This window comes from Alkalilimnicola ehrlichii, from assembly GCF_003399765.1.
Classification (GTDB): Bacteria; Pseudomonadota; Gammaproteobacteria; order Nitrococcales; family AK92; genus AK92.
In genome coordinates this window covers 387,039-398,173 of sequence record NZ_NFZV01000001.1, presented here as the reverse complement: position 1 = coordinate 398,173, position 11,135 = coordinate 387,039, and the positions used below count along the sequence as shown (strand labels likewise).

Sequence of the window (11,135 nt, the reverse complement as noted above, 5' to 3'; positions counted from 1 at the left end):
GCGATGAGAAAAGCGGAGCGGCTATTTCAGTTGGTTAACGCGCTACGGGCGAAGCAACCCGTGACGGCACAGTCCTTGGCAAGCGAGCTTGGCGTATCCGTACGCTCCATCTATCGCTATATCGATGACTTATCCGTCAGCGGCATCCCAATCTATGGCGAACCCGGCGTCGGTTATCGGCTCGATGAGGCATTCGAACTGCGGCCTCTCACCCTGACGCCCGGCGAACTCGATGCCCTCCTTCTAGGGACACAGATGGTATCGGCATCGACGGGGACTATGCTAACCGCCAGTGCGCGTACCCTCCTCAGCAAGATCTGCGCATCCCTACCCGAACAAAGCGGACTAGAAACCAACCGGTGGGCCTACGCGTTAACGGTTACGGAGCGCAGCGGCTTATCGGCACGCTGGGATATGCTTCACGATGCCGTCTGTTCGCGGCGAGTGCTGCACTTTCGGTACGTAACCCCAAGCCAGGAACGCTCGCAACGGGAAGTATGGCCGCTGGGTCTATTTTACTGGGGCGGAAAATGGACGCTGGGCGCCTGGTGCGTACTCCGAAACGCATTCAGAGATTTCCGCCTCGATCGTATGAGCGAGGTAAAGCTACTCCCTCATCGGTTCGAATTAACGGACGCAATAAACCTCGACCGTTATATGTCGCAGCAGGCGAAGGCCTGGACCAAGGTCCGTCGCTCTACTGACACCACGCTGTCAGTAGGCGAAGAATAATCTTCCTACTCCACACAAACGGGGAGTAGACAATGGCTCGATTCACTCTAATGAAAGACGATGCGCTTCGCTTCGGCGGCGTCGAATTCGCCACCTTCAGACTACGCGAGGGTGTCGACGAGAAAACGCTACTCGAAGCTTCCGAGAACGTAGACCGCGAGTTCCTAGCGCACGAGGAAGGCCTTCTTGGCCACGTTTTGCTCAAAGGACCAGATGGCGTTTACGCGACCTCGCCCTAGCCGATTCGCAGGCGCGGGCAGAAGCGGTTTGCGCAAAGTGGACCTCGAACGCCGTAGCGCTAAAGTATATCGAACTGTTGGACGAAACATCCGTCGACATGACATTTTGGGAGCGGATACGCTAATGTCCGGCTAATAGATGCTTCTCGGCTGAGTTGGCCCCTAGCGGGTATGCCGTCACGCATAGATTTGCCTGTTCAGCGCCCAGGCGAGGGGACAACGCGGCCGGCATCCTCATAACGACAAGCAGGAGTAAGGCTAATCGTGCCCGGCCGAACCATCCTATACATACTATGCAGCGTAGCCGCCTGCATGATATTGGTTTATCCGATAGCGGCATCGATAACGGCGTATCAACTGCTCGTTGGCGCCGGCTATCAGGCCGGCGGCCCTTTACTCGTGTTCCCTCTTGCGCCCTACGCGGGATATTTGGCCGCCGGAGGGATCTTGTTATACAAAACGAAAGCGGTGAGCGCTGCCGCCCTGTTTCCTGCCGGTGCCGCGACCTTGTTGGTTGTGTGGCTGACGTTAAATCAAGAATATCTGGCATTGCGCGACCTACCGAACCTCAACTTGATGACGCTGTTTATGAGCCCTTTGCTGTCGCTCGTGCTCGCCGTCTGCTGTTTGTTGCTCATGTTAGGTGCTTCGTTTCTTGAGCGCATCACCACGAAAGCTTGGGCAAGGCACGTTGAAAACAAACGGGCCGAGGAAAAGCACGTTTAAACTCGCGGCAAGATTAGAGAGCCAATCACCTCATGGACATAACGCAGGTTGCGCCGTCGGAAGTTCCGATAAACCTTCTTCTCGAAGCAGACCCCTCGACTGAGAACATCAAGCGTTATCTTGACGAATCGGTCTGCTTTATCGCCTTGCTCGCGGGCGAAACCGTCGGCGCCTATGCGATCAAAGCGATCGCTGGCGATACCTATGAGCTAATGAGTATCGCGGTTGCACCCGAGTATCAGCGCCAAGGCATCGGTTCGGCACTGCTTCGCCATGCTATCGATACGGTGCGGGAGAAAGGCGCTAGCCGTTTCGAGGTCGGCACGGGAACCTTCGGTTACCAGCTAACGTATTACCAAAGGGTAGGCTTTAGACCCTATGCGTTGGAAGTCGATTACTTTCTGCAACACTATCGAGATCCCATCTACGAGAACGGCATCCAGCATCAAGACAGGCTGCGATTAGCCATAGCCTACTGACGCACTCTGATAGCCTCTGTCTTAGGACGCCTCTTGTTTCGGAAGGTGCTCGGCGAGGTAGTCAACCAAGCGGCGGATTTTCGGCGATAGGTGCTGACTCTGCGGGTAGACGGCCCAAACGCCCTCGTCCGCTTCCTGAAACGGCTCCAGCACGGAAACCAACTCGCCGCTGCGCAAGTAGGGCTCAACGTAATAGTTGGGCAATTGCACCAGCCCGATCCCCTTCAAGGCAGCTTCCAGAAGACCGATGCCGCTGTTGTAAGTAACGCGGCCTCGCACCCGCACCGTCGTCTCCCGCCCCTGGTCCTGAAAGCGCCAGTAATTGTAGTTGCCGCGCAGGCAATTATGGTGCGCGAGCTCGGCAAGCGTATGCGGCGCGCCATGCCGCTCCAGGTAGGCCGGTGCCGCGCACACATAGTGGGTACGGCTGGACAAGCGCTTCGCGATTAGACTGGAGCTGCTTAATTTTCCAAGGCGGATCGCCAAATCGTAACCGCCTTCGATCAGATCGATAGGTTGATTGGTCAAGTTCGCGGTCACGCTAACCTCCGGGTAGCGGACCAAAAACTCGTTAACCAGGGGCAGCACATACTTCTCGCCGTAAGTAACGGGGGCGGTCAGCTTCACCAGCCCCTGCGGCGTATCCTTAAGCCGCCCCATTGCCCGCTCGGCATCCGCCAACGCGTTCAGAGCTTGACGGCAGTGGCCGTAATACAGCGCCCCTTCGGCCGTCAGCGAGACTTTGCGCGTCGTGCGATAGAACAGACGCAGGCTAAGTCGGCGCTCCAAGCCTTGAACCCGCCGACTAACCAAAGCCGTGGATAACCCCAAGCGCTCCGCGGCCGCTGTAAAGCTATTGGCTTCCGCCACCGCGACAAACTCCGACACACCTTCCCACACGTACATTATTGCCCAGCCGCAAAAGTCATTTGCCAGAAAACCCGATTATACGCGTTTCGTAAACAACTACACTGGCGCCGATCCACTCCCCTCCGGGGCTTATTACGTCACGACCACAACCAGAAGGGAGCGCTATGTCCGAGCAATTCATCAAATCTCGTGCTGCCATTGCCCGCGAACCGGGGCAGCCGCTATCGGTCGAGGAAGTCGACGTTATGCTGCCAAAGCAAGGCGAAGTCCTGGTGCGGCTAGTCGCCACCGGCGTTTGCCATACCGATGCCTTTACCCTCTCGGGCGAAGACCCGGAAGGCAACTGGCCGGCCATTCTCGGCCACGAAGGCGGCGGCATCGTGGAAGCTGTGGGGGATGGCGTGCGCAGCGTTGCCGTGGGCGATCACGTCATACCGCTTTACACGCCTGAATGCGGCAAATGTAAATTCTGCCTCTCCGGCAAAACCAACCTCTGCCAATCCATTCGCGCCACACAAGGCAAGGGCGTGATGCCCGACGGCACCAGCCGCTTTTACCAGGACGGCAAGCCGATTCACCATTACATGGGCACGTCGACCTTTTCCGAGTACACCGTGGTGCCGGAAATCGCCCTGGCCAAAGTTAACAAGTCCGCGCCGTTAGAAGAGGTCTGCCTGCTCGGTTGCGGCGTGACGACCGGCATGGGCGCGGTGATGAAAACCGCGAAGGTACAGCCGGGCGACACGGTGGCGATTTTCGGCCTGGGCGGGATCGGCTTATCGGCGATCATCGGCGCGACCATGGCAAAAGCCGGCCGCATTATCGGCATCGACATTAACCCCACAAAATTCGAGTTAGCGAAAAAACTGGGCGCGACCGATCTGATCAATCCCAAGGATTTCGATCGACCGATTCAGGAGGTGATCGTCGACATTACCGACGGCGGCGTCGACTATTCGTTCGAATGCATCGGCAATGTTAACGTCATGCGCTCGGCATTGGAGTGCTGCCATAAGGGCTGGGGCGAGTCCGTCATCATCGGCGTAGCCGGTGCGGGGCAAGAGATTTCCACCCGCCCGTTCCAGCTCGTTACCGGCCGCGTCTGGCGCGGCAGTGCCTTCGGCGGCGTGAAGGGTCGCTCCGAGTTACCCGGCCTTGTCGAGGATTACCTCGCCGGGAAATTCCCGCTCAACGACTTCATTACCCATACCATGGGGCTGGAAGACATCAACCGGGCCTTTGAACTCATGCACCAAGGCGAGAGCATTCGCTCGGTCATTCATTTCGATCGCTAACGCACACACGCGGCGGGTGCCCGGCCCGCCGTCAGCAGGAGGCCGCTTTATGACGCTAGAAAACGTCGGCGCCAACAAAAGCTTCGGTGGCTGGCACAAGCAGTATCGGCACCGCTCCGAAGCGCTCAACGGCAGCATGCGCTTCGCTATCTTCTTACCGCCGCAAGCCACCGGCGACCGCCCCGCCCCCGTGTTGTACTGGCTCTCGGGCCTTACCTGCACGGACGAGAACTTCATGCAGAAGGCCGGCGCACAGCGTCTCGCCGCCGAGCTAGGTATCGCGTTAGTAGCGCCGGATACCAGCCCGCGCGGCGAGGACGTGCCCGACGATCCCGACGGCGCGTACGACTTCGGCCACGGCGCCGGGTTTTACGTCAACGCGACCCAGGCGCCCTGGAATCGCCATTACCGCATGTACGATTACATCGTCGAGGAGTTGCCGGCGCTTATCGAGGCGCATTTTCCGGTGACCGCCGAGCGCGCTATCAGCGGGCACTCCATGGGCGGCCACGGGGCATTGACCATTGCGCTGAAGAACCCCCAGCGCTACCGCTCGGTGTCGGCCTTCAGCCCCATTGCCAACCCAAGCCGATGCCCCTGGGGCGAGAAGGCGTTAAGCCGCTACCTGGGAGAGGATCGTGACGCTTGGCGGGAGTACGACAGCGCCGAGCTCATGCGCGCGGCGGAGGCGGCGCAGTTTTTACCGGCGCTCGTCGACCAAGGCGATCGCGATAACTTCCTCGCCGAACAACTCAAGCCGGAGGCGCTTACCGCCGCCGCGCAAACCAGCGGCTATCCGCTGACGCTGCGGATGCAGGAAGGCTACGACCACAGCTATTACTTCATCGCCAGTTTCATTGACGATCATCTGCGCTTTCACGCCCAGCACTTAGCGCTATGAACAACGCGCACCGGCTCTTTGTTCAAGAGGAGCCGGTGCGGCGGCGAGCACGCGCGTCAGTATGCGCCCTCGCTATAGATCAACTCGTAGCTGTGGCTGTATATCTCGACGATATTCCCGAACGGGTCTTCCATGTAGATCATGCGATAGGGCTTTTCCCCAGGATAATAATAACGCGGCCGCGGCATGCGCTTTTTGCCGCCGGCGGCCACGATTTTCTCGGCCAGGGCTTCCACGTTCGGATCTTGAACGCAAAAGTGGAACACGCCCGTTTTCCAGTATTCGAAGTTGTCCTCGGGGTTCGTTTGGTTTCGAAACTGAAACAATTCGACCCCGATGCGATCGCCGGTTGCAAGGTGAGCTATACGGAAGCTCCCCCAACCGTGGCCGAAAACGTCGGTGCACATCTGGCCGATGGGGCTGTCGTCCTCGACGATCTCGGTCGGTTTCATGATGAGGTACCACCCCATCACATCGGTATAAAACTCGACGGCCTTCTCCAGGTCGGGCACAGAGATCCCAATATGGGAGAAGTTTCTTGGATACACGTCCTTCATGATAGCCGCACCTCCGGAACGCGACAGGGTTGAACCCGCATGTTCTCAACGCCAAGCGCCCGCAGCTTTCGCTGCAACGCATTCAGGTGCTCGGCGTCGATAGCCGGTCGATACTGGGTAATCCGAACCTCGTGGGCAACGCCGCTGGCGGCTATGATCTCCGCGCTCCGCCAAGCCGCGCCACCGCTGCGCCGCACCTGAGTGATCTCCGCATAGCGATCGGGTAAGGCTTTGATATCCAAGCCGACCCAATCCAGTAACGGCAGCAGCGCTTTAAGACGTTTGGGATACATACCGGCGGTGTGCAAGCCGATGCGAAACCCCAGCTCACGAACTTGGAGGATCGCCGGCGCCAGCGCCGGCTGCAACGTCGGCTCGCCGCCGGAGAACACCACCGCATCCAGCAAACCGCGCCGCCGCTGCAAGAAATCCAGCACCCGGCCCCACGCAATACCGGCCACACCGCGAGCCGGCAACAGTTCCGGGTTATGGCAGTAATGACAACGCCACGGACACCCCTGGCAGAACACAACGGCGGCAAGCTCGCCGGGATAATCGATCGTCGTAAGGGGGCTAACGCCCCCTACCCGAAGCTCAGGCCGAGTCATGGTGCTCCCGAAAGAATTGCCGCTCTTTGTGCTCTCCTTGCTTGCCGACATTCCAGCTCGCGACCGGGCGGTGATAGCCCATCACTCGCGTCCATACCTCGCAACGAGTGCGTTCTTCAGTCTTCAGTTCGACGGCCGTATTAGGCATCGTGCGCCTCCTTTTGTTGGTTAGCGATTAAGTTTTCGTCGCAGCGGGGGCAGAATTCGTGCTCTCCGCTCAGGTAGCCGTGAATAGGGCAAATGGAAAAGGTTGGCGTCACCGTGATGTAGGGCAGGCGAAAACGCTCCAACGCGCGCCGCACCAAGCGGCGACAGGCATCGGTGCTCGATATCCGCTCGCCCATATAAAGATGCAGCACGGTGCCGCCGGTATAGCGAGTCTGTAGCGCTTCCTGCCGCTCAAGCGCCTCGAACGGGTCGTCCGTGAAACCCACAGGCAGCTGTGACGAATTGGTGTAATAAGGATTCTCGGGCGTGCCTGCCTGGATAATGTCCGGGTAACGCTTGCGGTCTTCCTTGGCGAAGCGGTAGGTCGTCCCTTCGGCGGGCGTCGCTTCCAGGTTGTAAAGATGCCCCGTCGCCTCTTGAAACTCCGTCATACGCGCACGGATGCGATCGAGCAAGCGAACCGCAAGCGCATGGCCGTGCGCGGTGGTAAGGTCGTCGGCGTCGGCGCTGAAGTTGCGGATCATCTCGTTAATGCCGTTAACGCCCAGCGTCGAGAAATGATTGCGCAGGGTGCCCAGGTAGCGCTTGGTATAGGGAAAGAGACCGTTGTCCATTAACGCCTGAATAGTCCGCCGCTTGATCTCCAGACTGTCGCGGCCAAGCGCCAGCAGCGTATCCAGCCGGGCAAATAATCCGGCCTCGTCGCCTCGATATAGGTAGCCCAACCGCGCGCAATTGACGGTGACGACACCCAGCGAGCCGGTTTGCTCGGCGCTGCCGAATAGCCCGTTGCCGCGTTTGAGTAGCTCGCGCAAATCCAATTGCAGGCGGCAGCACATGCTGCGAACCATATGCGGCTCAAGATCCGAATTCACGAAGTTCTGGAAATACGGCAGCCCGTATTTGGCCGTCATCGCGAACAGCCGCTCGGCGTTCTCGCTGTCCCAGGGAAAATCCGCCGTGATGTTGTAAGTCGGAATGGGAAAGGTAAACACCCTGCCCTTGGCATCGCCCTCGGTCATGACCTCGATGTAGGCGCGATTGATCATGTCCATTTCGGTTTGCAGCTCGCCGTAGCTAAACGGCATTTCCTCGCCGCCGACGATAGGCACCTGATCTTTTAAATCCTCCGGGCACGTCCAATCGAAGGTAAGATTCGTAAACGGCGTTTGCGTCCCCCACCGCGACGGCACGTTGAGGTTGTAGATCAGCTCCTGTATGCATTGCCGGACCTCGGCGTAGGCGAGCTTATCCTTGCGAATGAAGGGCGCGAGATAGGTATCGAAGGAGCTGAAGGCTTGGGCGCCGGCCCATTCGTTCTGCAGCGTGCCGAGGAAATTAACGATCTGCCCCACCGCCGAGGACAAATGCTTGGGCGGCGCGGCTTCGACTTTGCCCGGCACCCCGTTGAGCCCTTCATGCAGCAACGTCCGCAGCGACCAGCCGGCGCAGTAACCCGAGAGCATATCCAGATCGTGAATATGTATATCGCCGTCGCGGTGCGCTTGCCCGATGGCGGCCGGGTAAACCTGCTCAAGCCAATAATTGGCCACCATCTTGCCGGCGCTATTCAGAATCAAACCGCCCAGCGAATAGCCTTGATTGGCATTGGCGTTAACTCGCCAATCCTGCCGTTGCAGGTACTCGTTGATGGTATTGGAAACGTCGATGCGATAGCCGGCGTTCGACGGCGAGACGTTATCGTGTGGGGACAGAAAGAGGTTCGACATGTTGCATCCCATCTGCGCGTGTGGTTCCACAACCGGCCATCGCACAAGCACAGGAGGACGGTGTTCGTCATCGCACAGACGCAACACCGCTCCCGCCGCCTTTGACGCGAAGGCTCGGGCTAACCGCCGGTGGTGGCGGCCGTCTTCGGCAGGTATTCGGACTCAGGGGCACGCTCGTAACGAGCACCTACGGTCGCGGCTTCCCATCCTGATCGGACAGTGCCTGGCGCTTTACGCCCGGCGACCTTCGCTCCCCTACACCGCTGCGCGACAGTTCCGGATTCGCACCGGATTCCCTGCTTGCAGCACCACAACATATGGTGCAAGCATTGAAGACGAAGAACAACATATAGATAATCGGCGACATTTGCAAGAGGCAGCCTCGGCGACCGTAGAGAGCTTACGGGACGGTACGGCGGGCGCCAGGAGACGCCGCCCCCTCGCGCGGCCAGGGGGGTGAAGGAAAATGATGCGGCATTTCCTAAAAGCGGCGTTCCAGCTTTAAGCTGGCGGTGTTGCGCTGGTAGCTGTATAACCAGTCGACCGAGCTGTCGACGCGCTGATGCCGTAAGCTCAAGGCCGGCGTCAGGCCCAAGGTGCTGAAGCGTTGAGCGCGGAGGGTCAGGGTGTATGTTTGTTCCTCGTCTCGGCGCCGCTGTTCGAGCAAAGGGTTGTCGGCCTGATATTGCCGTTGGCGAAAAGCGGTGAACAGGCTGGTTTCGAAACCGGCGTCAAATTGCCGTATCACCCCCAGCCGCGCCCCATACTGGCGATAGCTGTCCGCCCGATACTCGGTCGAACGCTCCAGCTGGTCCACCCCGCCCAACAGCATCCACCCCGAAGGCCTGGCATGCCAGAGGGTGGCGTATACCGCCCGCTGGCTGCCGTCATGATGCGCATACAGATCGGGCCGATAGCGCAGCGTCTTGTGATGACCTTCCACCCTCAGCGAACTGTTGGGCGATAGGTGGCGCTGCCATTCGGCATGGGCGCCCCAGGCGCCGTGCTGAGTCTGGTTGCCCAAGCGATGGATTTCGAATAAGGGCGCGACGGCGTAATGCCCGCGCGCGGTGCGGTAGTGGTAGCCGGCGTGCGTGATGCTGGTCATTTCGTTGTAGGGTGTCTGCTTCTTATAGACGGCGCCGAACAACAGCGAGCGCAGGTACAGGCCATGCTGCCCCCGTAGCGGCAGGCGCCGGTTCGCCGCCATCTCGAAATCCAGGCCGTGGGCGGTAATCGCCTCGGGAATGCGGCGCTCGATGATGCAGTTGCCGGCGGCATCGGCCGCCAGGCAGGTGCGATCCTCGGAGGAGCGGTTTAGGTTGTCGTCCCAGACGCCGCCCACCGCCAGCGAGCCTTGCCAGCGGCGCCGGCGCTCCAGCGCTTCCAGGAACAACTCGACGCTGCGGCGCAAGCCGTCCACGCGGCGGTCGGCGGGGTCCAGCGAGGCGCGAATATCGCGGAAGCGGTCAGCCGCCTCGCGATCCTTGTGGTTCTCGAACAGCACCCGCGCCAATTCCAACCGACCAGGCAGGAACTCGGGCTGGATGGCTAGCAGCGCCTCATACTCACGCTCCGCCTCGACTAAGCGGCCCTCCGCCCGGGCAAGTCCGCCTTGCGCGTAGTGCACCAGCATCGGGTCGTGCCCGGACAGGCTTCGGTACGCCGCGAGAAAATGCCGCACCGCCGACCACTGCTGGGCGCGCACGGATAAATACAAGGCCCGGCCCAGATCATCCAATGTGTTCTCAACCCGATAGTGACGACCGTCGATCAAAAGCTGGGGGTGTTCGCCGTCGGCATCGAGCGCCTCTCGTAGCAGTTCGCGCTCTTGATCGGCGGCACTGTGCTCCAGGCGCTGTTCGAGCCGCAGGGGCGTATCCGGGTCGGCCGCGACGGCCAGGCTATACACACACAGCGCCACAACCAGCAGCCGGCGTAGAGGGATTGCAATCGTCATCGCTGGAACTCTGGCGGAATCGGAACAAACGAGAAACGAGCGCCCGCAGAGCGGCGCTCGCTGTTACGACTAAAGACACCGACCGTTAAACGGCCGCCATTAGTCTCGGGAGCCGCCGAAGGCGGCGTCGTACTGGCTGTCGGCAAAGGTGGCGATGCCGGCCAGAGCCGCGGCGTTGGCGCCGAAGAAGTGGCCTTCCACATTACCGTCTCGGGCCAGCTCTACTCCGGAGAGCTCAGCCCTAGCACCACCACCGACAAAGGTATTGCCGCTTATCGTGGCCGTTCCGATGTCGATGGAGTATCCGGTATCGCCGTTTTGCATGCCCCCGGACAAGGTATTGGCACCAAAGTCAGCGGTGAGCGTCCCGCTCAGCAACCCGTTGCTGGCATAGTCGCTGAGGCCCGCGACGGAATACTCCGCCGTCCCGGAGGTGGGCATGCTGGCGGTGGCCCCTTCACCGGCGTAGTAGACGGTGTGGGTGCCGTCGGTAACGTCCCCTGCCGTGCTCCACTCGCCGAAGTAGACCTCGTGGCCCGCCACCTTGGCGAAGTCGAACACGCCCATGCCGCCATGGTTGTCCGCGATGGGGTTGTGGATTGTAGTCACACCGTCCGCGTTAGGCGGCACCACGCCTTGCAGGCCGGCAAAGTCGACCTTATTGGCCTTGCCCATGGTGTAAACCCCGACACCGGGGCCGCCGGGGGTATGGGGGCCGCCGAAGACGGTGGCCGCACCGACTTCGATATAGGTGTCGTCGCTCTGGGTGCCCACCACCGTAGCCTGGGCGGCGCCGCTTACAGCCATGATCGCCACGGCCAGCAGGTTCAGATTTACGTATTTCATGATGTATCTCCTGTGTTTCACATT

The 11,135-nt window shown here is 60.1% G+C and carries 13 protein-coding genes and 1 riboswitch; of the genes, 6 read left to right on the top strand and 7 right to left on the bottom strand.

Going from position 1 to position 11,135, the window contains the following annotated elements:
- The first annotated feature begins 3 nt into the window (after nucleotides 1-3).
- The 4 genes from CAI21_RS02000 to CAI21_RS01985 all read left to right on the top strand — a co-directional run bounded on the left by CAI21_RS02000 (nucleotide 4) and on the right by CAI21_RS01985 (nucleotide 2,176).
- Nucleotides 4-732: a helix-turn-helix transcriptional regulator gene (locus tag CAI21_RS02000; RefSeq protein ID WP_116300726.1), complete on the top strand. Its 729-nt coding sequence runs from the start codon at nucleotides 4-6 to the stop codon at nucleotides 730-732.
- 32 nt (nucleotides 733-764) lie between these two features.
- A complete protein-coding gene (locus tag CAI21_RS23600; RefSeq protein ID WP_220347722.1) occupies nucleotides 765-971 on the top strand; it encodes a hypothetical protein in 207 nt (68 codons plus the stop codon).
- Between the two features lie 312 nt (nucleotides 972-1,283).
- Nucleotides 1,284-1,697, top strand: coding sequence for a hypothetical protein (locus CAI21_RS01990; RefSeq protein WP_147305018.1), 414 nt, complete (start codon nucleotides 1,284-1,286; stop codon nucleotides 1,695-1,697).
- Nucleotides 1,698-1,729: 32 nt separating this feature from the next.
- Nucleotides 1,730-2,176 carry a GNAT family N-acetyltransferase gene (locus CAI21_RS01985; protein WP_116300724.1) on the top strand — a complete coding sequence of 149 codons (447 nt, stop codon included), beginning with the start codon at nucleotides 1,730-1,732 and terminating at the stop codon, nucleotides 2,174-2,176.
- A 21-nt stretch (nucleotides 2,177-2,197) separates the two neighbouring features.
- On the opposite strand, the gene CAI21_RS01980 is transcribed toward CAI21_RS01985, so the two are convergent.
- Nucleotides 2,198-3,082 (bottom strand): LysR family transcriptional regulator, encoded by an 885-nt coding sequence (locus CAI21_RS01980; protein WP_116300723.1) that lies wholly within the window; start codon nucleotides 3,080-3,082, stop codon nucleotides 2,198-2,200.
- A gap of 143 nt (nucleotides 3,083-3,225) precedes the next feature.
- Here CAI21_RS01980 and CAI21_RS01975 point away from each other — a divergent pair, with 143 nt between their 5' ends.
- On the top strand, nucleotides 3,226-4,341 hold the full coding sequence (locus CAI21_RS01975; RefSeq protein WP_181919226.1) for an S-(hydroxymethyl)glutathione dehydrogenase/class III alcohol dehydrogenase: 1,116 nt from the start codon (nucleotides 3,226-3,228) through the stop codon (nucleotides 4,339-4,341).
- Between the two features lie 49 nt (nucleotides 4,342-4,390).
- Nucleotides 4,391-5,242, top strand: coding sequence for an S-formylglutathione hydrolase (fghA, locus tag CAI21_RS01970; RefSeq protein ID WP_116300721.1), 852 nt, complete (start codon nucleotides 4,391-4,393; stop codon nucleotides 5,240-5,242).
- Nucleotides 5,243-5,298: 56 nt separating this feature from the next.
- On the opposite strand, the gene CAI21_RS01965 is transcribed toward fghA, so the two are convergent.
- The 6 genes from CAI21_RS01965 to CAI21_RS01940 all read right to left on the bottom strand — a co-directional run bounded on the left by CAI21_RS01965 (nucleotide 5,299) and on the right by CAI21_RS01940 (nucleotide 11,111).
- On the bottom strand, nucleotides 5,299-5,799 hold the full coding sequence (locus CAI21_RS01965) for a lactoylglutathione lyase family protein (RefSeq protein WP_116300720.1): 501 nt from the start codon (nucleotides 5,797-5,799) through the stop codon (nucleotides 5,299-5,301).
- Nucleotides 5,796-6,407 (bottom strand): anaerobic ribonucleoside-triphosphate reductase activating protein, encoded by a 612-nt coding sequence (locus CAI21_RS01960; protein WP_116300719.1) that lies wholly within the window; start codon nucleotides 6,405-6,407, stop codon nucleotides 5,796-5,798. Before CAI21_RS01960 ends, CAI21_RS01965 begins: the two co-directional genes overlap by 4 nt.
- Complete coding sequence (gene nrdD / locus CAI21_RS01955; protein WP_116300718.1) at nucleotides 6,394-6,555, bottom strand: anaerobic ribonucleoside-triphosphate reductase; 162 nt, start codon at nucleotides 6,553-6,555, stop codon at nucleotides 6,394-6,396. Before nrdD ends, CAI21_RS01960 begins: the two co-directional genes overlap by 14 nt.
- The gene (locus CAI21_RS01950; protein ID WP_116300717.1) at nucleotides 6,548-8,305 is read right to left on the bottom strand and encodes a ribonucleoside triphosphate reductase; all 1,758 of its coding nucleotides are present in this window, start codon (nucleotides 8,303-8,305) and stop codon (nucleotides 6,548-6,550) included. Before CAI21_RS01950 ends, nrdD begins: the two co-directional genes overlap by 8 nt.
- A 130-nt stretch (nucleotides 8,306-8,435) precedes the next feature.
- A riboswitch (cobalamin riboswitch) is annotated at nucleotides 8,436-8,651 on the bottom strand.
- Between the two features lie 135 nt (nucleotides 8,652-8,786).
- Nucleotides 8,787-10,265, bottom strand: coding sequence for a surface lipoprotein assembly modifier (locus tag CAI21_RS01945; protein WP_116300716.1), 1,479 nt, complete (start codon nucleotides 10,263-10,265; stop codon nucleotides 8,787-8,789).
- 99 nt (nucleotides 10,266-10,364) lie between these two features.
- Nucleotides 10,365-11,111 (bottom strand): Slam-dependent surface lipoprotein, encoded by a 747-nt coding sequence (locus CAI21_RS01940; RefSeq protein WP_116300715.1) that lies wholly within the window; start codon nucleotides 11,109-11,111, stop codon nucleotides 10,365-10,367.
- Nucleotides 11,112-11,135 lie beyond the last annotated feature (24 nt).